The organism is Pseudomonas sp. LjRoot71 (genome assembly GCF_964253255.1).
In the GTDB taxonomy this organism is placed as follows: Bacteria; Pseudomonadota; Gammaproteobacteria; order Pseudomonadales; family Pseudomonadaceae; genus Aquipseudomonas.
Genome location: NZ_CAXURA020000001.1, coordinates 29,501 through 50,865 on the forward strand (window position 1 = coordinate 29,501; position 21,365 = coordinate 50,865).

Genomic DNA, 21,365 nt, shown 5'->3' on the forward strand with positions numbered 1-21,365 from the left:
CCTCTTTACCGCCTATTTACCTTTTCCTTACGTAACTAAATATCTGATCCGCAAATGAAAATACCCGGCCCGAGGATGGCCGCACTGGATGATCGGCCAATAAAAACGGCCTGCAAGGCAGGCCGTTGGTGTATCGCTCAAGTGCGTTTACTTGAGTGCAGCCAGGGCCGCGTCGTAGTTCGGCTCGTCGGCGATTTCGCCAACCAACTCGCTGTGCAGCACCTTGTCGTTTTCATCCAGCACCACCACTGCGCGAGCGGCAACACCGACCAGCGGGCCGCTGGCGATGGCCACGCCGTAATTCTTGAGGAACTCGACACCACGCATGGTCGACAGGTTGATCACGTTTTGCAGGCCTTCTGCACCGCAGAAGCGCGCCTGAGCGAATGGCAGGTCGGTGGAAATGCACAGCACCACGGTGTTGGCCAGTTGGCTGGCGCGGGTGTTGAACGTGCGCACCGAGGTGGCGCAGGTCGGGGTATCAACACTTGGGAAAATGTTCAGGACTTTACGCTTGCCGGCCAGGCTGGCCAGGCTGACGTCACTCAGGTCACCGGCGACCAGACTGAACGCTGGCGCCTGCTGGCCTACCTGCGGCAGTTGACCGGCGACTTCAACCGGGGAACCTTTGAGCGTGACTTGTGCCATGGGATTGATCCTTATCTGTGCAATTGAGGGGCGGAAAACAAGTAAGGGCGTGAACCCGCCAAATGGCAAGCGGATGCCCGTGCAACACGGCGAGCAGAGCTGACCAGAAAGTCAGACTACCCTGCTCACCGATGCGGCACATCAATTTTTTGCGAAGTGATCCTTGGTCAGCTTGACCACAATCGGGCTGAGCAGCAGCAGCGACAGCAGGTTGGGGATTGCCATCAGGCCGTTGAGGGTATCGGCCACCAGCCAGGCAAAGTCCAACTGGGCAATCGCCCCGAACGGCACGGCCAGTACCCAGAGCACACGGAACGGCAGAATGGCCTTGGTGCCCACCAGGTACTCCCAGCAGCGCTCACCGTAGTAACTCCAGCCCAGGATGGTGGTATAGGCAAAGATCACCAGGGCGATGGTCAGGATATAACCACCGACGCCCGGCATGGCTGACTCGAAAGCCGCTGCCGACAGCGCCGCGCCGCTGGCACCGCTGGTCCACACGCCGGAGCAGATGATTGCCAGACCGGTCATCGAACAGATGATGATGGTGTCGATAAAGGTGCCGATCATGCCGATCATTCCCGAGCGCACCGGGCTATTGGTAGTGCCGGCCGCCTGGGCGATACCGGCCGTACCCAGGCCGGCTTCGTTGGAGAAAATGCCGCGCGCCACCCCAAAGCGGATCGCCGCCATGACAGCCGCACCGGCAAATCCACCCGTGGCTGCGACAGGGCTGAAGGCATGAGTGAAGATCAGTTCAAATGCACCCGGAATCGCGTCGGCATGCACCACCAGCACCACAATCGAGGCAATGATGTAAGCCACACACATAAACGGCACCAGCGAGGCCGCGACCTTACCAATGCGCTTGATCCCGCCAAGAATCACCAGGCCGGTGATCGCCATGGTCACCACGCCGGTCACCCACAGCGGAATATTGAAGCTGGCCTGCAGCGCGGCAGCCATGCTGTTGACCTGCACCATGTTGCCAATGCCGAAGCCGGCAAAACCGCCAAAGATGGCGAACGCTGTGCCCAACCACAGCCACTTCTTGCCCAGGCCGTTCTTGATCGCATACATCGGCCCGCCGACATGCTCGCCGCGCTCATCCTTCTCGCGGTAATGCACCGCCAGCACCACTTCACAGTATTTGGTGGCCATGCCGACCAATGCAGTACACCACATCCAGAACAGCGCACCCGGCCCGCCGAGGAAGATCGCAGTGGCCACTCCGGCGATATTGCCGGTGCCAACAGTGGCGGCCAGGCAGGTCATCAACGCCTGGAACGGGCTGATCTCACCACTTGCCGCATCGCCTTTCTGCCGGCCTTGCCACATCAGTTTGAAGCCTGCGCCAATCTTGCTCAGCGGCATGAACTTCAGGCGCAACATGAGGAACAGGCCGGTGCCGAGAATGATCACCAACATGGGTGGGCCCCAGACCAGACCGTTGAGTTGGTTGACCAGGGTGTTGATAAATTCCATGGGTATTTCCTTATTCTTGTCGTGAGTGCGAAGTGGATAGCCTTCGCTTGTCCGATTGCCGGGTAGGCCAGGCTGGTGCACAGATTGCGAACCGGGTGGGTGCGTCTGTAGGCAGCGGATCGGGCTGTCCCAGCCAGTACAACGACTGCCAGGGCATCAGCGGCGGTCAGTATATGAAGACAGGGACAGTGGTTTTCACTATTTAGATTTGAACGCTCAGAGATTTTGAGCGAGGTGCGCAATTTAAACGCGAACTAACGGGCTTAATCCAGCATCACCCCGCAGAAAATTGGTTTGCTAAAAGTCGCGGCGATAGAACAGATCAAGCGAACTGGCCAGCCCGCTGGCAGCCTCAAGATAGAGCCTTCGGCTCAGTTCGTAACGCAAAGCGATGGTGTTCGCCGGCTCGAACACCCCAACGCCATAACGCAGGCTCAGGCGTTCGGACAAATTACCGCTGGCCACCACGCTGGTGGTCACGCCACTGCCCTGGGTGTCGAGCTGAAAGTCGCTGATACCCAGGCCTTGCGCCAGGCTGTTGACCAGCGGCGCACTGCCGGCCATGCCCAGTGCCAGCGCGGCTTGCGCCAGCATGTTGTTGTCGCCGCCGCCCTGCCCCAGCGGCCGTCCCATGATCAGGTAGGACAACGCCTGTTCCTGGCTCATCGCCGGCTCGGAAAATACCGTGCTGGTGGGCTGCGCCGCGTTGCCGCTCAAGCGCAGACCGGCAGTGACGTCATCGACCTGACGCACCGCCTCGATATCGAGAAACGGCTGATCGATCGGCCCGGCGAACAGCAGGCGCGCCCGGCGCACATTCAGGCGCTGGCCATAAGCGCGGAAACGCCCCTTGTTCAGGCTCAGCTCGCCACGGGTATCGAGGTCATTGCCGATATGCACCTGGCCGAGCAACTCGGCATTCAGACCAAAGCCGCTAAAGGTCAGGCGCTGCTGACCAACCTCGACATCGATATCCATGGCAATCGCCGTGGCCTGTTGTGCCGCGCTGTCACGCCCAAGCACCTGGGCATCGCTGGATACCTGTACGGTTGAAGGTGGCAGCTCGCGCACTTCGATCTTGCCGCTGGGTATCAGCACTTTGCCGGCCAGCGACAGCTGCTCATCGTGCAGGCTTAAACGCAGATCCGGCTCAACTTCCAGCGCTGCGTAAGGCTCCACTGTCACCGGTAGACGGCGGCCACGCAGTTGCATATCAGCCCGCAATCCATCGGCCCAGCTCAACTCGCCATTGAGGCTGCCCTGTCCTTGCTCGCCGCTGCGCCAGTCGCCTTCCAGTTGCAGGCGCTCACCCTCGATGCGTGCGAGCAATTGCAGTTGCTCGATATTCATCGGCAGCTCGCCCCCGGCAATCTCACCGCCCTGCACCCGCAAGTTACCGTTGATCTGCGGTGCCAGCAGCCCGCCGGTGAGCGTGCCGGCACCATTCAGCTGCCCGGCAATACGCTCGACCATTGGTACAAACGGACGTACCAGGGCCAGGTCCAGTCCGTTCAGGCGGAAGCTGCCGGACAGCGGTTTGCTCGCAGGGCGTGGGTCCAGCTGCGCCTGCAGCGACAGCTCACCGATAGCCGGGCCATGCAACTCGAACAAACTGTCGATACGCTGTGGGCGCAGTTGAGTGCTCAGGCGCAGGCTGTCATAGGCAAATTCCAGCCACTGCTGCTGATCACGGATACGCCAGATGCCACTGCCGGCATCCAGCTCCAGGCGGCCATTTGGCCCGCTGGCCGGCAGATCCAGTTGCAGCCGGCCATTGAGTTCACCTTGCCAGGCGAAATCCTCGGGCCACAGGGCCGCCAGGCTGTCCATGGGGAAGTTGCTCAGCTGGTAGTTCAGCTTGGGCTGTGGCAGCAGGCGCTGCTCTGTGCCACACAGGCTGGCCTCGCCTGAACGCCAGCAATGCGCGCCTAGGCTGAGCTGCCCGTTGGCCAGGCGCTGCAGGCTGGCCGGTTGTTGCAACCGCCAATCCTGACCGCTGCTTTGCACCTCGGCCCGGCTCAGGCTGCCGCGCCAGTTACCCTTGTCCAGTTTGCCGGCCAAGGCCAGTTGGCTGTTCAGCAGTGGGCCTTGCAGCTGTAACTCGAGACTTTGCTGATGTTGATTGCCCGTGGCGTTTGCATCCAAACGTCCCAGCTCGGTTTCGCCCAGCGCAATGCCCAACGCCTGCAGGCTGATCTGGCCACGCTGGGCGCTGTTCAGGCTGGCGTCGAGTTTGAGTTGTTGCAGGCGCTGATCTGCAAGGGCCAGGCGCTGGCCTTGCAGCTGCAACTGGCCTTGCGGTGCGTACACGCTGCCGGCCAGATCCAGCTGGCCATTAAGCTGTCCCTGAAGACCCGGCCACAGCTGACCCAGGCGCGGCATCGCTAGTAATAATTGGCCGCTCAGCTGTTGCTGCAAGGCCGCTTTGCCGCTGATGCGGTTATCACCCAGGCGGATATCCAGAGCACTCAGCTCACCCTGCTCCAGGCCGCCGGCAAACGTCGCCAGCAGCTTGGCCGGCTGCCCACGCAAACGGCCGTTAAGGTCGATATCGGCGTTCAACTTGAGCTGCTGATTGATCAGGCTGCCCGAGCTGTTGAGTGGGCCAGCCAGGCTGCCGGGCAACTCGGCCAGCCAATAGGCCGGGTCAAGCTGGCTGAGTTGCAGGCGTACATCCCAGCTCAGTTGCTCGGCAAAACCCAGGCTGACCTGGCCTTCGGCGAGGCCCTGGCCGGCCTGTAGACGCAGCTCGGGCAGGTAGAGTTTCTGTAAATCGCCACTCAGCGGGCTTTGCAGGCTAAAGGCACCGGCAGGGCCATCCAAGTCGGCGGCGAAATGCCCGAGGTAATTGCCGTTCTGATAGGCCAGCTCACCGGTAAGCGTACGTAACGCCACAGGCGGTGCATCCGCCAGCGGGTAGAGGCGCTGCCAGGGGAAGTTCTGCCAGTCGAAGCGGCTATCCAGGCTCAGGCCCTGCTGCCAGTTCAGTTCGCCGCTGAGTTGTACACGCTGCTCCGGGCTGGCTGTCAGGCTCAGGTTGCTGAGCGTTGCACCATCCGCCTTGAGTAATCCTGCTAACGCCAGAGCAACCGGCCCGTCTACCGCTGGCAGGCTGGCACTGCCGATCAGTTGATAACCGGCTTGCAGATCGCCTTGGGCATTTAGCTCAATCTGCTCAAGCGTCAGGCTATCCGGCAACTCGGCGCTGGCCTTGAAGGCAGCAACCTGCACGCGCAGTTGCGCCGGCAGGTGCTCCGCCAGCGGTTGCAACCAGCCGCTCAGCTCACCTTGCAGATAGCCGCTGCTGCTGGCTGTCAGTTGCACCCGCTCGCGCAGCTCACCATTGAGTTGTAGTGCTATGGGCCAAGCCTGTTGCTCGGGCGCTAGCAATTGCAGCTGTCCGTTCAGTTGCAGCGGCCAGTTGCCCGAGGTCTGCACCCGCCCCTGCAACGCCACCTGCAGATCGGCAGTATCCAGGCTGAGGTTATCAATCTGAATGCCTTGCGCCGTCCAACGCGCCGCCAATTGCAGTCCGTGCAGCTGCTCGACGCCATTGAGTTGCAGGCTGTCGATCCGTACCTCGCCCAGTTGCAGCGCCAACGGCAGGCTCAGATCCGGCAGGCTGAACGGCTCGCTGCTGGGCTGCTCATCGTCAGGGAAAACCAGGCTGATCGGCCCGCTACGCAGTTGTTTGATGCACAGGGTCAGGCGTAACAGGCAGCTCGGCGACCAGTCCAGGCTGAGGGCCATGACCTGCACGCTATTCTCGCCCTGCTGCCAGCGCAGCTGTGTCGCAGTCCAACTGCCACCCAGGCGGCCATTGAAGTCGTCGACCTGCAAGCCCGGCACCTGCGCCAATAACCAGCGGCTGCCGCCCTGGGTGCCGAGTAGCAGACTCAGGCTGGCAAACATCACAAGCAGTAGCCCGAACAAGCCGAGCAGCGTATTACGCAGCCCGCGCTTCACAGTTCCGGTCCCATAGAGAAATGCAGCCGCACACCGCCTTCATCATCCAGTGGATGCGCCAGGTCGAGGCGCAACGGCCCCAGCGGTGATACCCAACGTACGCCAACGCCCACCGCGCTTTTCAGCGAGGGGATCTGCAGCGAATCAAAGGTATTGCCCTGATCGAAGAAACTCGCCAGCCGCCAGCGTTCGGTCAGGCTGTATTGGTATTCCAGGCTGCTGGTGAACAGATAGCGCCCGCCGATCTTGTCGCCGGCACGGTTTTCCGGGGACAGGCTCTGGTAGTCATAGCCGCGCACGCTCTGGTCGCCACCAGCAAAGAACCGCAGCGATGGCGGCACATTGGCGAAACCATCGGATTCGGTGCCACCCAGCTGCACCCGGCCCAGCACGCGATGGCGCTGGAAGAACGTGGTCAGGCCCTTGAGCTGGATATTGCCGTGCAACACATTGGCATCGGACAGCAACCCCTTGGCCGCGCCTGCCAGGTCGAATTGCAAGCGGTAGCCGTGGTTGGGGTCGATCTGATTGTCGCTGTGCAGGTAGGAGTAACTGATGCCGGGCATCAGCAGCGTGCTGGTGCCGGCGTCATCGCCCAGGTCGTACTGCTCATGCTGCCATTTCAACGACAGTACGCGCTGCCAGCCGTTGTCGAGCTTGCTGTGCCACTCCGGGCCGAAGGTCAGCAGGCGGCTGTTGCTGTCAGTATTGGCCAGATCCTCGGCCTGGTAGCCACCGGCAACACGCAGCTTATCGGTGAGCGGCGGATCCAGCGGCACGTCATACCAGAGTCCGACATTCTGCCGGGGTGCCGACAGCTCGAACTCGGCGCCATAACTGTGCCCCTGCGGATTGGCCCAGTGGCGCGTCCAGTTGGCCCGGCCGCGCGGACCGACGTCGGTAGAAAAACCCAGGCCAAGGCCCATGCTGCGTGGCTTGCGTGCCTGCAGCTGAACCTGCACCGGAATCTGCTCACTGGCGGCACTGCTGGGATTGGCATCCACCTGCACGGACTCGAAATACCCGCTGGAACGCAGCGCCTGATACAGCTCGGCAATCAGCGTCGAGTCATAGGGCGTATCCGCCGGGAACGGCACCATGCGCTGCAACAACTGCTCATCGAAGGGCGCATCGCCGACAAACTGCACGGCACCGAGCCGGTAACGCGGACCACTGTTATAAATCAGCTCGATGTCCGCCACCCCGGCATCTGGGTCAATCGTCAGGCGCTGGCGGCTGAAACGCCCGGCGAAGAAGCCATAACGCGACGCCTGGTTCTGGATCTCGCGTTTGGCGGCATCGTAATGCCCGTGGTTGAGCGGCGCGCCACTGCGCAGTTGCGGATCATTGGGGGTGCGAAAAGCCCGCAATTCTGTCGCTGGCCCCTCGATACGCACTACCACATCACGCAAACGCACCGGCTCGCCTGGTTGAATCCGCAAGGTCAGGCGCGGTGTTGCGCCCTCGCTTACCTCGGTGGTGATCTGCGCCTGATAATAGCCCAGCGCCTGGGCGGCTTTCTCGGCCTGGTTCTCGGCCACGCGGCGATAGCGTTGCAAGGCCTCGGCATCACGGTCGCCCAGGCTGCCGATATAGCCTTCGATATTGCTTTTCAGCGCGCTATTGGCCGGTTCAACCCGCACACGCAGCTGCGCTTCGGCCAGGGCCGCAGCACTCAGCAAAAGCAGGCAAACGCCACTGACTAGGTTGGGAAAAACAGGCATGGAGGCGATGCTAGCACGAGCCAATGGCCGATTTAGAGCCGCAGTGCCGGCAAATAGTTGCGATGCGATGTGTCATCCGGCACATCGCATCGCCGTTTCAGGCACTGGCTTTGACTGTGACCTGCGGGTTGGGATGGAAGAACACGTGCTCGATAATCGGGCCGATGGCCACCTCGCCAATTTCCTCGTAACCCTGGCGTTTGTAGAACTCCAGGTAGTGCGCGTTGCCGGTATCGAGCACCACGCCCTGCGAGCTGGCGTCCTCTGCGCACCAGTTGTGCAACGCTTCGAGCAGCTGCTCACCGAGGCGTTTGCCCTGGTATTGTGGGTGAACACCGATTAACGGCAGCACGTGATACGGCCCCGGCGGCAGACAGGCGATCACGGCGTCGTGGTAGGCCAGGTAGCGTTTGGTGCAGCGAAAACCGGTGGTCAGCAACATGCGCATGCGCCACGCCCAGCTTTCGGTGATGTCCATCCGCCGCTGCGGCGGTGCGATCAGGGCCATGCCGATCAGCCGGTCGTCGATCAGCAAACCGATGGCGGGCAGGTCTTCGGCAAAGTGCTGTTGCACCAGTTCACGCACCGTGGCGCGTACCCGTTGGTCATAACCCGCCCGTTCGGCTTCGAACAGATAGGCAAACGTGGGGTCATGGCGGTAGGCCTGATACAGCAGGGAACGGGCTTCACGGGCATAACCGCCGTCGAGCAGACGGACTTCGGCGAGACTGTCGGGCATCAGGGACCTCTGTTGTTCTTGATTTATTGGGCCTTCAGCCACGTTAGCACCGGCCATCCGGCACCGCCACAGGCTGGCAGATGGCGCGCTCGCTGGGCTAGCATTGCCGGCTTTCCCGCTGCTTTATTCAGGACTGCCGCCCATGAAGATCGTCTCCTTCAATATCAATGGCCTGCGTGCCCGCCCGCATCAACTGGCAGCGCTGATCGACAAACATCAGCCGGATGTGATCGGTTTGCAGGAAACCAAAGTGGCCGACGAGCAGTTCCCCGAGGCAGAGATTCGTCAGCTCGGTTATCACGTGCATTACCACGGGCAAAAAGGTCACTACGGCGTCGCCCTGCTCTCGCGCCAGGCGCCCCTGAGCCTGCACAAGGGCTTTCCCGGTGATGCCGAAGACGCCCAGCGGCGCTTTATCTACGGCACCTTCGCCGACGCCCAAGGCAACCCGGTGACGGTGATGAACGGCTACTTCCCGCAAGGTGAAAGCCGCGATCACCCCACCAAGTTCCCGGCCAAGCAGCGCTTCTATGCCGACCTGCACAATCTGCTGGTCAGTCAGTTCAGCCCCGAGCAGGCGCTGGTGGTGATGGGCGACATCAATATTTCTCCGGAAGATTGCGACATCGGCATTGGCGAGCCAAACCGCCTGCGCTGGCTGAAAACCGGCAAATGCAGCTTTCTGCCGGAAGAGCGCGAGTGGCTGGCTACCTTGAAAAACTGGGGCCTGGTCGACAGCTTCCGCCATCTCAACCCGGCGGTGAATGACCGTTTCAGTTGGTTCGATTACCGCAGCCGGGGCTTCGAAGATGAACCCAAGCGTGGCCTGCGCATCGACGTGATTCTCGCCTCCCAGGCGCTGCAAGGGCGCATCAAGGATGCCGGGGTCGACTACGACCTGCGCGGCATGGAAAAGCCGTCTGATCACGCCCCCATCTGGCTGGAGCTTGGCCAGTAAGCCCAGCGCAGAGCCTTTGCATGGATGAGTGACTGTCATATTGCAGTCACTTGTTTGTCTTATCGTCGCGGCACTTTCACTCACCCATACAAGGTGTTTGCCGCATGCCGCGCACCCGCTCTGCTTCCGATCACGAAACCTGGACCCGCACCATCAGCTTTCTGCTGCTCGGCTCAATCTGCTATGCCCTGCCCTGGTCAGTGTTTGCCGCCGTGCCGCTGCCCAACAGCGACAGCAGTGTGCTGCGCATCCAGGGTTCGAACACCATTGGCGCACGGCTTGGCCCGGCGTTGGTCAAGGGCTTGCTTGAGGAACAGGGGCTCAGCGCTATTCGCATCGAAGCCGGCAATGCCGAAAACGAACAGATTGTCAGCGGCAAGGCCACAGACGGCCGCAGCGTGAGCATCGAAGTGGCCGCCCACGGTTCGGGTACCGGTTTTACTGCCCTGGGCGACGGCAGTGCCGACATCGCCGCCTCTTCCCGGCCGATCAAGGACAGCGAGGCCAACAGTCTGCAGCCGCTGGGTGATCTGAAAAGCCCGGCCGCCGAACAGATCATTGCCCTGGATGGCCTGGCGATCATTCTGCACCCCAGCAACCCACTGGTCGCGCTGAATACCACGCAACTGGCGCAGGTCTTTGCCGGCGAGATCAGTGACTGGGCGCAACTGGGGGCGCCAGCCGGTCCCATCACCTTGTACGCCCGCGATGACCAATCCGGCACCTTCGATACCTTCAAGGAGCTGGTGCTGAGCGCCAATGGCAAAGCCCTGAGCAGTAAGGCAAAGCGCTTCGAATCCAGTGAAAAACTTTCTGATGCCGTCAGTCAGGACCTTGGCGGCATCGGTTTTATCGGCCTGCCGTATATCCGTCAGGCCAAAGCCGTGGCCATCGCTTCCGGCGAGTCGCAGGCGATGTTGCCCAGCCTGACGTTGATCGCCACGGAGGACTACCCCTTGTCGCGCCGCCTGTTTCTCTACAACCAGCCGGAGCTGAGCAACCCCTGGGCCCGGGCTCTGGTGCAATTTGCCCACAGCCCTCGGGGGCAGGCAATTGTCGAGCAAAACGGCTTTATCGCGCAGACCGTACAGGCCGTGAAAATACCCCGCCAGGCACATATGCCGGCGAACTACCAGGAACTGGCGGAAAACGCCCAGCGCTTGTCAGTGAACTTCCGTTTTCAGGAAGGCAGCGCCAGCCTCGATAACAAAGCCCTGCGCGATCTCAACCGTTTGAAGAGCTACCTGCGCGAGCAGAACAAGCTGCACAGCAAGGTGGTACTGGTCGGTTTCGGCGATGCCAAGGCCGATCCGGCCCGCGCTGAGCTGCTGTCCAAGCTGCGTGCGATGGCCGTGCGCCGTGAACTGAACAAGGATGGCGTGGTCATGCGTGACATCATCGGCCTGGGGGACGAGTTGCCGGTGGCCGCCAATAGCGCCGACGAAGGCCGGATCAAGAATCGGCGGGTCGAAGTCTGGGTCTACTGAGCCGCCGTGCATGCTGCCACCGCTACACCCGCACAAAGGGCACGCTTGGCAGGACAGCGGCAGATGGCTACTCTTTACCTGCGTGACGCCGGGCCCCTCTGGCGGTGAAGCCTTCACCGTGATGTCGGAGTCACTGAGTCGATTTCAACTCAGGCAGACATAGGGAGGGCTCATGGACGCTCTACTTGCCTTTTTTGCAACCCCACTCTTCGGTACACCTGGCTGGTTCTGGCTGGCCTTTCTGCTCCTAATCATCAGCCTGCTGGTACTCGACCTCGGTGTGCTGCACCGCGATCAGCATGAAATCGAAATGCGCGAAAGCCTGCTGCTGTACAGCGGCTATTTCAGCGTCGGTGTGGCCTTTGGCGGCTGGATCTGGTGGCAGCTCGGTGCAACCAAAGCGCTGGAGTACTACACCGGTTTTCTCGTCGAACAGTCGCTGTCGATGGACAACGTGTTCGTCATGGCGATGATTCTCGGCTACTTCAACATTCCCCGGCGCTTTCAGCACCGCGTGCTGTTCTGGGGCATCCTCGGGGTGATCGTGCTACGCGCGATCATGATTGGCCTGGGCACAGCGCTGGTGCAGGAGTTCGAGTGGATTCTCTATATCTTCGGCGCGTTCCTGCTGTTCAGTGGCGTCAAGATGCTGCGCAGCAATGACGAGGAATCCCACCCAGACCTGGCACAAAACCCGATGATCCGCTTCGTGCGCCGGCACATGCGCGTCACCGACGAGATGCACGAGGGGCGCTTCCTGGTGCGCGTGCCCGATAAGGTCAGCGGCAAGCCCCAGCTCTATGCCACGCCATTGTTGCTGGCCCTGGTGCTGATCGAGCTGGCCGACCTGGTGTTTGCCGTGGACAGCGTACCGGCGGTACTGGCTATCTCCCAGGATCCGTTTATCGTCTACACCTCGAACATCTTCGCCATCCTCGGCCTGCGCTCGCTGTACTTTGCCCTGGCGGCATTGATGCACCGGTTCATTTACCTGAAATACGCCCTGGCACTGGTACTGATCTACATTGGCGGTAAGATTTTTCTGCATGATCTGGTCAAGGTGCCTGCTCTGCTTTCGCTGGGGGTGACCCTCGGTTTGCTGGCCGGTGGCGTGATATTGTCGCTGCTGCGAACCCGAGCCCAGCCCTCAAAGGATTGAACGCGTGAACCCACCCGCCATCGTCATCGAACCGCTGCTGCAACGCGGCCAGCTGCACTGGCAAGTGCGCATGGGCCGTCGCGCCCTGACCTTTCACGAAGAACAGGCAGCCCGTGCCTTTGCTGCGCAATTGCATATGCGCATGCTCTGGTTGCAGCAAAGCAGCGAGCTGGCTGGCCACTACGCCCCGCCGGAAAGCGCGCACTGACCCAAAACGCACAAGGCCCGCAATTGCGGGCCTTGTGCGTTTCGCTAGAAGCAATCAGCGGCTTGCTTTCATCATGTCCTTGGACACGTACTTGCCGATCTCGAACTTGCCGATCGCCGCGCGGTGCACTTCGTCCGGGCCGTCGGCCAGACGCAGGGTGCGCTGCATGGCATACCAGTAAGCCAGCGGGAAGTCGTTGGACACCCCGGCACCACCGTGAATCTGAATGGCGCGGTCGATCACCTTCAGCGCGACATTGGGGGCCACTACCTTGATCTGGGCGATTTCGCTGGCAGCGATCTTGTTGCCCACGGTGTCCATCATGTACGCGGCGTTCAACGTCAGCAGGCGCGCCATGTTGATTTCCATACGCGAGTCGGCGATGTGATCGATGTTGCCACCCAGACGTGCCAGCGGCTTGCCGAAGGCGGTGCGGCTGATCGAGCGCTCGCACATCAGTTTCAGTGCGCGCTCGGCCATGCCGATGGAGCGCATGCAGTGGTGGATGCGACCTGGGCCAAGGCGACCCTGGGCGATTTCGAAGCCACGACCCTCCCCCAGCAGCACGTTCTCATACGGCACGCGGACGTTTTCGAACAGCACTTCGGCGTGACCGTGCGGCGCGTCGTCGTAACCGAATACTGGCAGCGGACGCAGCACTTTCACGCCCGGTGCGTCCATCGGCACCAGAATCATCGAGTGTTGCTGGTGGCGTGGGCCGTCCGGGTTGGTCAGGCCCATGAAAATCATGATCTTGCAGCGCGGGTCGCAGGCACCGGAAGTCCACCATTTACGGCCGTTGATGACCCACTCGTCACCTTCGCGCACCGCGCGGGCTTCCATATTGGTGGCGTCGGACGAGGCCACACCAGGCTCGGTCATGGCGAATGCGGAACGGATGGTGCCGTCCAGCAGCGGCTTGAGCCACTGCTCCTTCTGTGCTTCGTTGGCGTAACGCACCAGTACTTCCATGTTGCCGGTGTCCGGCGCGGCGCAGTTGAACGGCTCGGCACCGATCAACGAACTGCCCATGATTTCCGCCAGCGGCGCGTATTCGGTGTTGGTCAGCCCGGCGCCCAGCTCGGATTCCGGCAGAAACAGGTTCCACAAGCCTTCAGCTTTGGCCTTGGCCTTCAGCTCTTCCATGATCGCGGTGGGCTGCCAGCGGTCGCCTTCGTTGACCTGTTGCTCGAACACGGCTTCGGCTGGATAGACATGGGTCTCCATAAACGCGGTGACGCGTTCACGCAGTTCCTGAACCTTGGGGGAGTAGGCGAAATCCATGGGTGGCTACCTTCTGACGCTGATTATGAGGGATTCGGTGGAGTGGAAATGATGCTAGAACAGGGCTTAGGATTTATCTAATCTATTCTCGCTGTGTATAAACATTCATCACCGATATATGATCCACTGATACCGACAACCTGCGGAGCGAGCGTGTAATGAATCTGAACAAGGTCGACCTCAACCTCTTTGTCGTCTTCGATGCCATCTACACCGAGGCCAATCTAACCCGCGCCGGACAGATCGTCGGTATTACCCAGCCCGCCGTCTCCAACGCCTTGGCGCGTTTGCGGGAAACCTTTAATGACCCGCTGTTTGTGCGCACCGCTCAAGGCATGGTGCCCACGCCCATGGCGCAGAACATCATCGGCCCGGTGCGCAACGCGCTGCAGCAGCTGCGCATCTCCGTGCAGGAAAGCCGCATTTTCAACCCAGCCCAGGCCAACAAGACCTTCCGCATCAGCATGACCGACCTCACCGAGGCCATCGTCCTGCCGCCTTTGTTCCAGCGCCTGCGCCGTATGGCGCCCAATGTGAATATCGAAAGCATGCTGGCGCGGCGCCGCGAAACCACCAAGGAGCTGGCCGCCGGCCGCTTGGACTTTGCCGTAGACGCCCCGCTGAATACCGACCCGCAGGTGCGCCACGTCAAGTTGATGGAAGACCGTTACGTTTGCGCCCTGCGCCGTGGTCATCCGTTGGCCAAAGACAAGATCACCCTGGATGAATACATGGGCCTGACCCACATCCATATTTCCAGCCGCCGCAGTGGCCTTGGTCACGTCGACCTGGCCCTGGGCCGCATGGGCATCCAGCGCAAGATTGCCCTACGTTCGCAGCATTACCTGATGGCCACCACCGTGTTGCAAAGCACGGATATGGCCATGACCGTGCCGGAGCGCTTTGCCCGGCGTAACGACCTGCATTTTGTCGAACTACCGATCAAGGACATGACGCCCTTGGAAACTCACCTCTACTGGCACGAAAGCACCGATCAGGATCCGGCTAACCGCTGGATGCGCGAGCAGATCATCGAGATTTCCCAGCAAGCCATGGCTCAGGAAAAGAAAGCCGACAAGGCCCAGGGCTGAGCCTTGACCCGCACGCATGCGCCCTTGCGGGTGCTATTTATCTGCGCCAAAAACCGCCTGCGCAGCCCGACCGCAGAACAGCTGTTTGCTGACTGGCCTGGTGTCAAAACAGCCTCAGCCGGGGTCAACCGCGATGCCGATAATCCGGTCAGCCCGGAGCTGCTGGAGTGGGCCGAACTGATCCTGGTGATGGAAAGCCGCCATCGACGCAAACTGGCCGAAAAATTTCGCCGTCTGCTTGGCAACAAGCGCATTCACAGCCTCAACATTCCCGACGATTACGCCTTTATGGAGCCCGCGCTGGTGCAGATACTGCAGCAGCGTGTACCTCCCTATTTTTCTAGATAAGTGTTGTAAGCAATTATCTAGAAGAAACTTTCTCGATTACATCAGTTGTCTTCGCATTCACCTGGCTTGACGGCAGGCACTGGCATGTTTACGTTAACGTAAAGGTAAACGAGAGCGCTGCCGCATGTCTGCCACCACCTACTCGATCTCCGAACTGGCCCGCGAGCTGGATATCACCACCCGCGCCATTCGTTTCTATGAAGAACAGCAGATGCTCAGCCCCGAGCGGCGCGGCCAGGAACGCATCTACACCGCCAAGGACAAGGTCACCCTCAAGCTGATTCTGCGTGGTAAACGCATCGGTTTTTCCCTCGCCGAATGCAAAGAACTGATCGAGCTGTACGACCCGGTGCACGGAAACCACAAGCAGCTGCACACCTTTATGGCCAAGATCGCCGAGCGCCGCGCCCAGTTGCAGCAGCAACTGCTGGATATCGAACAGATGCAGCTGGAGCTGGATACCGCCGAGGAGCGCTGCCTGGCGGCACTAGCTGAAACCGATAAAAAACAAACGCTTATTTCCTGAACTTAACTCTAAAAATTACAGGTGGAACCATGAGCTACCCAACCCTCAACTTCGGCCTCGGCGAGACCATCGATATGCTGCGCGACGCGGTGTATCAGTTCTCGCAAGCCGAGCTGGCCCCCCGTGCCGCGCAGATCGACCGCGACAACGAGTTCCCCATGGACATGTGGCGCAAGTTCGGCGACATGGGCCTGCTCGGCATGACCGTGGAAGAGGAATACGGCGGCACCAACATGGGTTACCTGGCGCATGTGGTGGCCATGGAAGAGATCAGCCGCGCCTCGGCTTCGGTCGGCCTGTCCTACGGTGCGCATTCGAACCTGTGCCTGAACCAGATCCGCAAGAACGGCACTCACGCGCAAAAGGCCAAGTACCTGCCCAAGCTGTGCTCCGGTGAACACGTCGGTGCCTTGGCCATGAGTGAGCCCAACGCCGGCTCCGACGTGGTGTCGATGAAACTGCGCGCCGAGAAGCGCGGTGATCGCTACGTGCTCAACGGCAACAAGATGTGGATTACCAACGGCCCGGATGCCAACACCTACGTGATCTACGCCAAAACCGACATCAGCGCCGGCTCGCGCGGCATGACCGCGTTTATCGTCGAGCGCGACTACAAGGGCTTCTCCCGCCACCAGAAGCTGGACAAGCTGGGCATGCGCGGCTCCAACACCTGCGAACTGGTGTTCGAGGACTGCGAAGTGCCGGAAGAGAACATTCTCGGTGTCAAGGGCGGCGGTGTGCGCGTGCTGATGAGCGGCCTGGACTACGAACGCACCGTGCTCTCCGGCGGCCCGACCGGGATCATGACGGCCTGCATGGACGTGGTGCTGCCCTACGTGCACGAGCGCCAGCAGTTCAAACAGTCGATCGGCGAATTCCAACTGGTGCAAGGCAAGCTGGCCGACATGTACGCCGGCATGAACGCCTCCAAGTCCTACCTCTATAACGTGGCCAAGGCCTGCGACCGCGGCGAGGAATCGCGCAAGGACGCCGCGGCGGTGATTCTCTACACCGCTGAGATGGCCACCAAGATGGCGCTGGACACCATCCAGCTGCTCGGCGGCAACGGCTACACCAACGAGTACCCGGCCGGCCGCCTGCTGCGTGACGCCAAGCTCTATGAGATCGGCGCTGGCACCAGCGAGATCCGCCGCATGCTGATCGGCCGCGAGCTATTCAACGAAACCAAGTGACCCGTAGGGTGCGTCGCGCGCACCGCACACACTGCCATGGTGCGCACGGCGCACCCTACAGGAAGCACAGATGACCATCCTGCACACCCAGATCAACACCCGTTCACCGGAGTTCGCTGCCAACAGCGCGGCGATGCTCACTCAGGTAAACGACCTGCGCGCCCTGCTCGCCCGCGTTCACCAGGGCGGCGGTGCCAAAGCCCAGGAACGCCACACCTCGCGCGGCAAGCTGCTGCCACGTGAGCGGATCAACCGCCTGCTGGATATCGGCTCGCCGTTTCTGGAAATAGGCCAGTTAGCCGCTTATGAGGTGTACGGCGAAGACGTACCCGCCGCTGGCGTAGTCGCCGGCATCGGCCGGGTCGAGGGTGTCGAATGCATGATCGTGGCCAACGATGCCACGGTTAAAGGCGGCAGTTACTACCCGCTGACGGTGAAAAAGCACCTGCGCGCGCAGACCATCGCCCAGCAAAACCGCCTGCCCTGCATCTACCTGGTGGACTCCGGCGGGGCCAACCTGCCGCGTCAGGATGAGGTGTTTCCCGACCGTGAGCACTTTGGGCGGATCTTCTTCAACCAGGCCAACATGTCGGCCATGGGTATCCCGCAGATCGCCGTGGTGATGGGCTCCTGCACCGCTGGCGGCGCTTATGTGCCGGCCATGGCCGATGAAGCGATCATGGTGCGCAACCAGGCGACCATTTTTCTCGCCGGTCCGCCGCTGGTAAAAGCCGCCACGGGTGAAGTGGTCAGCGCCGAAGACCTCGGCGGTGCCGATGTGCACTGCAAAACCAGCGGTGTAGCCGACCACTATGCCGACAACGACGAACACGCCCTAGCTCTGGCCCGCCGCTCAATTGCCAACCTCAACTGGCGCAAGCTCGGCGTGCTGAACAACCGCGCGCCGATTAATCCGCTGTACGGCAGCGAAGAGCTGTATGGGGTGATTCCGGCAGATGCCAAGCAGCCCTTCGATGTGCGCGAAGTCATCGCCCGCACCGTCGATGGCAGCGTGTTCGATGAATTCAAGGCCCTGTTCGGCACCACCCTGGTGTGCGGTTTTGCGCATATCCACGGCTATCCGGTGGCAATCCTCGCCAATAACGGCATCTTGTTTGCCGAGTCTGCACAGAAAGGCGCGCACTTTATCGAGCTGGCCTGCCAGCGCGGCATTCCGCTGCTGTTCTTGCAGAACATCACCGGTTTTATGGTCGGGCAGAAATACGAGGCCGGCGGCATCGCCAAGCACGGGGCCAAGCTGGTCAATGCTGTGGCCTGCGCCAAGGTGCCGAAATTCACCGTGATCATCGGCGGCAGCTTCGGCGCGGGTAACTACGGCATGTGCGGCCGCGCCTACGACCCACGCTTTCTGTGGATGTGGCCAAACGCACGTATCGGCGTGATGGGTGCCGAACAGGCCGCCGGCGTGCTGGTACAGGTCAAGCACGAGCAGGCCGCCCGCGCAGGGCAGCGTTTCTCCGCAGAAGAAGAAGCGGCGCTTAAACAGCCGATCCTCGAGCAGTACGAACGCCAGGGCCACCCCTACTACTCCAGTGCGCGCCTGTGGGATGACGGCGTGATCGACCCGGCACAAACCCGTGACGTACTGGGCCTGGCGCTGTCGGCCAGCCTCAACGCGCCGATTGAGCCGACCACTTTCGGCGTATTTCGTATGTAGGGTGCGCTGTGCGCACCACTATTCAATGTATCGGTGCGCACGGCGCACCCTACGGAATTGATCATGACCAACTTCACCACCGTACAGCTTGAAACCGATAAGCGCGGCTTTGCCACCCTCTGGCTCAACCGTGCGGACAAGAACAATGCCTTCAACGCCGAGATGATCCGCGAGCTGATTCTCGCCCTCGACGCGGTAATGGCCGATAAGAGCCTGCGTTTTCTGCTGCTGCGCGGCCGTGGCAAGCATTTCTCCGCCGGGGCCGATCTGGCCTGGATGCAGCACGCCGCCACGCTGGACTACAACGCCAACCTGGCAGATTCGCGCGAGCTGGCCGAGCTGATGCACAACCTATATCAACTGAAGATCCCCACCCTGGCCGTGGTGCAAGGTGCGGCCTTCGGCGGCGCGCTGGGTTTGATCAGTTGCTGCGATATGGCCATCGGCACCGCTGATGCCCAGCTGTGTTTGTCCGAAGTACGCATCGGTCTGGCGCCAGCGGTGATTAGCCCCTTTGTCGTGCAGGCCATCGGCGAACGCGCCGCACGGCGCTATGCCCTGACCGCCGAGCGCTTCAGCGGTGAACGTGCCCAGGCACTGGGGATATTCGCCGAATGCTACCCGGCAGAACAGCTCGATGAGGCAGTAAACACCTGGGTCGATAACCTGCTGCTCAACAGCCCGCAGGCCATGCTGGCGAGCAAGGATCTGCTGCGCGAAGTCGGCAGCGGCGTACTCACCCCGGCGCTGCGCCGCTACACGGAAAACGCCATCGCCCGTATCCGCGTCAGCCCCGAAGGTCAGGAAGGTCTGCGGGCCTTTCTGGATAAACGCAAACCCGCATGGCAGGAGCCGCAAGCATGAGCCTTAAGCCTATCGACACCCTGCTGGTGGCCAACCGTGGCGAGATTGCCTGCCGGGTGATGCGCACCGCCAAGGCCATGGGTATTCAGACAGTAGCAGTGCACAGCGCCATCGATGCCAGCGCGCGGCATGTGCGCGAAGCCGATCTGGCGGTCAATCTGGGCGGCGCCAAACCGGCGGACAGCTACCTGCTGATCGACAAACTGATTGCCGCCGCCAAAGCCAGCGGCGCTCAGGCGATTCACCCCGGTTACGGCTTTCTCTCGGAAAACGCCGGCTTTGCCCGCGCCATCGAAGCCGCCGGTTTGATTTTTCTCGGCCCGCCCGCCTCGGCTATCGACGCCATGGGCAGCAAATCCGCCGCCAAAGCGCTGATGGACGCCGCCGGCGTGCCGCTGGTGCCGGGTTATCACGACGAAGCCCAGGATGTGGAAACCTTCCGCGTCGCCTCTGAACAGATCGGTTATCCGGTGCTGCTGAAAGCTGCTGCCGGTGGCGGTGGCAAGGGCATGAAGGTGGTCGAGGTTGAGAGCGAACTGGCCGAGGCCCTGGCCAGTGCTCAGCGCGAGGCGCAGTCGTCGTTCGGCGACTCGCGCATGCTGGTGGAAAAATACGTGCTCAAGCCGCGCCATGTGGAAATCCAGGTATTTGCCGACTCGCATGGCAACTGCCTGTACCTGAATGAGCGCGACTGCTCGATCCAGCGCCGTCACCAGAAGGTCGTCGAAGAAGCTCCTGCGCCTGGGCTCTCAGCAGAACTGCGCCGCGCCATGGGCGAGGCGGCGGTCAAGGCGGCGCAAGCCATCGGCTATGTCGGCGCGGGCACCGTGGAATTTCTGCTGGATGAACGCGGCGACTTCTTCTTTATGGAGATGAACACCCGCCTGCAGGTGGAACATCCGGTTACCGAGCTGATTACCGGCCTGGATCTGGTGGCCTGGCAGATCCGCGTGGCCCGTGGCGAGGCGCTGCCGATCAGCCAGGATCAGGTGCCGCTGATTGGCCACGCCATCGAGGTGCGGCTGTACGCCGAAGACCCGGACAACGACTTCCTGCCTGCCACCGGCACCCTGGCGCTGTACCGCGAAGCCGCTGCTGGTCCGGGCCGCCGGGTCGACAGCGGCGTCAGCGAAGGCGATGAAGTCTCGCCTTTCTATGACCCGATGCTCGGCAAGCTGATCGCCTGGGGCGAGAACCGCGAAGAGGCTCGCTTGCGCCTGCTGGCCATGCTCAAGGAAACCTGCGTGGGCGGCGTTCGCACCAACCTGGCGTTTCTATCTCGCGTACTGGCCCACCCGGCTTTTGCCAATGCCGAGCTGGATACCGACTTTATTCCACGCCATGAAGCGCAGCTACTGCCGCCAGTCAGCGAACTGCCTGCCGAGTTCTGGCAACTGGCAGCCGAAGCCTTTGTACAGAGCGAAGCGCCGCAGCAGCGCCACGACGATTTCCATTCTCCCTGGAGCAACCATAACGGCCTGCGTTTAGGCCTGCCGGCAGAAACTGACGTGCATCTGGCCTGCCAGAGCGAGCGCCAGGTGATCCGTCTGCGTCAGGCAGCGACCTCCACCGTACAACTGCAAGACGAAACCCTGTCGGTAGAGCGCGACGGCCTGCGCCAACAGCATCTGGCGATTCGCCGGGGCGACAGCCTCTATTTGCACTATTCCGGCGAGTTGCGCAGCATCCAGCGTGTCGACCCAATTGCCGAAGTCGAAGCCAGCCATCAGCATCACGGCGGCCTGACGGCACCGATGAACGGCAGCATAGTGCGCGTGCTGGTCGAGGCCGGCCAGCAGGTCGAAGCCGGCACCGCCCTGGTTGTGCTGGAAGCGATGAAGATGGAACACAGCATCCGCGCGCCGCATGCCGGTACCGTTAAGGCGCTGTATTGCGGCGAAGGCGAGATGGTCAGCGAAGGTGCGGTATTGGTGGAGCTGGAAGACGCATAAGTATTGCAACGGTGCGCGCAGCGCGCTCTACGCAAATCCATGATGCGCGTATCAC

The 21,365-nt window shown here is 61.5% G+C and carries 17 protein-coding genes; 11 read left to right on the plus strand and 6 right to left on the minus strand.

Features of this window, described 5'->3' with window-relative positions:
• Positions 1 to 147 precede the first annotated feature (147 nt).
• The 5 genes from tpx to ACSQ17_RS00130 all read right to left on the minus strand — a co-directional run bounded on the left by tpx (position 148) and on the right by ACSQ17_RS00130 (position 8,562).
• On the minus strand, positions 148 to 648 hold the full coding sequence (gene tpx / locus ACSQ17_RS00110; protein WP_257778454.1) for a thiol peroxidase: 501 nt from the start codon (positions 646 to 648) through the stop codon (positions 148 to 150).
• A 141-nt stretch (positions 649 to 789) separates the two neighbouring features.
• Positions 790 to 2,133: an alanine/glycine:cation symporter family protein gene (locus ACSQ17_RS00115; RefSeq protein WP_436067072.1), complete on the minus strand. Its 1,344-nt coding sequence runs from the start codon at positions 2,131 to 2,133 to the stop codon at positions 790 to 792.
• Positions 2,134 to 2,430: 297 nt separating this feature from the next.
• Positions 2,431 to 6,099 carry a translocation/assembly module TamB domain-containing protein gene (locus tag ACSQ17_RS00120; RefSeq protein WP_436067073.1) on the minus strand — a complete coding sequence of 1,223 codons (3,669 nt, stop codon included), beginning with the start codon at positions 6,097 to 6,099 and terminating at the stop codon, positions 2,431 to 2,433.
• Entirely contained in the window at positions 6,096 to 7,823 is a 1,728-nt protein-coding gene (locus ACSQ17_RS00125) for an autotransporter assembly complex protein TamA (protein WP_436067074.1), read from the minus strand. The genes ACSQ17_RS00120 and ACSQ17_RS00125 overlap by 4 nt, the downstream gene beginning before the upstream one ends.
• Positions 7,824 to 7,920: 97 nt before the next feature.
• The gene (locus tag ACSQ17_RS00130; RefSeq protein WP_436067075.1) at positions 7,921 to 8,562 is read right to left on the minus strand and encodes a GNAT family N-acetyltransferase; all 642 of its coding nucleotides are present in this window, start codon (positions 8,560 to 8,562) and stop codon (positions 7,921 to 7,923) included.
• Between the two features lie 142 nt (positions 8,563 to 8,704).
• On the opposite strand from ACSQ17_RS00130, the gene xthA reads away from it, so the two are divergent.
• The 4 genes from xthA (at position 8,705) to ACSQ17_RS00150 (ending at position 12,374) form a co-directional block, all read left to right on the plus strand.
• On the plus strand, positions 8,705 to 9,520 hold the full coding sequence (gene xthA / locus ACSQ17_RS00135) for an exodeoxyribonuclease III (protein WP_436067076.1): 816 nt from the start codon (positions 8,705 to 8,707) through the stop codon (positions 9,518 to 9,520).
• Positions 9,521 to 9,624: 104 nt separating this feature from the next.
• Positions 9,625 to 11,007 (plus strand): phosphate ABC transporter substrate-binding/OmpA family protein, encoded by a 1,383-nt coding sequence (locus ACSQ17_RS00140; RefSeq protein ID WP_436067077.1) that lies wholly within the window; start codon positions 9,625 to 9,627, stop codon positions 11,005 to 11,007.
• Between the two features lie 172 nt (positions 11,008 to 11,179).
• A complete protein-coding gene (locus ACSQ17_RS00145; RefSeq protein WP_436067078.1) occupies positions 11,180 to 12,166 on the plus strand; it encodes a TerC family protein in 987 nt (328 codons plus the stop codon).
• A 4-nt stretch (positions 12,167 to 12,170) separates the two neighbouring features.
• A complete protein-coding gene (locus tag ACSQ17_RS00150) occupies positions 12,171 to 12,374 on the plus strand; it encodes a hypothetical protein (protein ID WP_267925804.1) in 204 nt (67 codons plus the stop codon).
• A gap of 54 nt (positions 12,375 to 12,428) precedes the next feature.
• Here ACSQ17_RS00150 and ACSQ17_RS00155 read toward each other — a convergent pair whose 3' ends face one another.
• The gene (locus ACSQ17_RS00155; protein ID WP_233684874.1) at positions 12,429 to 13,658 is read right to left on the minus strand and encodes an acyl-CoA dehydrogenase; all 1,230 of its coding nucleotides are present in this window, start codon (positions 13,656 to 13,658) and stop codon (positions 12,429 to 12,431) included.
• Positions 13,659 to 13,816: 158 nt separating this feature from the next.
• On the opposite strand from ACSQ17_RS00155, the gene ACSQ17_RS00160 reads away from it, so the two are divergent.
• The 7 genes from ACSQ17_RS00160 (at position 13,817) to ACSQ17_RS00190 (ending at position 21,310) form a co-directional block, all read left to right on the plus strand.
• Positions 13,817 to 14,749, plus strand: a complete 933-nt coding sequence (locus ACSQ17_RS00160; RefSeq protein WP_233684873.1) for a LysR family transcriptional regulator — start codon at positions 13,817 to 13,819, stop codon at positions 14,747 to 14,749.
• A gap of 3 nt (positions 14,750 to 14,752) precedes the next feature.
• A complete protein-coding gene (locus ACSQ17_RS00165) occupies positions 14,753 to 15,097 on the plus strand; it encodes a low molecular weight protein tyrosine phosphatase family protein (RefSeq protein WP_436067079.1) in 345 nt (114 codons plus the stop codon).
• A 124-nt stretch (positions 15,098 to 15,221) separates the two neighbouring features.
• Positions 15,222 to 15,623 carry a MerR family transcriptional regulator gene (locus ACSQ17_RS00170; protein ID WP_436067080.1) on the plus strand — a complete coding sequence of 134 codons (402 nt, stop codon included), beginning with the start codon at positions 15,222 to 15,224 and terminating at the stop codon, positions 15,621 to 15,623.
• Positions 15,624 to 15,652: 29 nt separating this feature from the next.
• Positions 15,653 to 16,816 (plus strand): isovaleryl-CoA dehydrogenase, encoded by a 1,164-nt coding sequence (locus ACSQ17_RS00175; RefSeq protein ID WP_436067081.1) that lies wholly within the window; start codon positions 15,653 to 15,655, stop codon positions 16,814 to 16,816.
• 70 nt (positions 16,817 to 16,886) lie between these two features.
• Positions 16,887 to 18,494, plus strand: coding sequence for a carboxyl transferase domain-containing protein (locus ACSQ17_RS00180; protein ID WP_436067082.1), 1,608 nt, complete (start codon positions 16,887 to 16,889; stop codon positions 18,492 to 18,494).
• 63 nt (positions 18,495 to 18,557) lie between these two features.
• Complete coding sequence (locus tag ACSQ17_RS00185) at positions 18,558 to 19,358, plus strand: gamma-carboxygeranoyl-CoA hydratase (protein WP_436067083.1); 801 nt, start codon at positions 18,558 to 18,560, stop codon at positions 19,356 to 19,358.
• Entirely contained in the window at positions 19,355 to 21,310 is a 1,956-nt protein-coding gene (locus tag ACSQ17_RS00190) for an acetyl/propionyl/methylcrotonyl-CoA carboxylase subunit alpha (RefSeq protein ID WP_436067084.1), read from the plus strand. Before ACSQ17_RS00185 ends, ACSQ17_RS00190 begins: the two co-directional genes overlap by 4 nt.
• Positions 21,311 to 21,365: the final 55 nt, after the last annotated feature.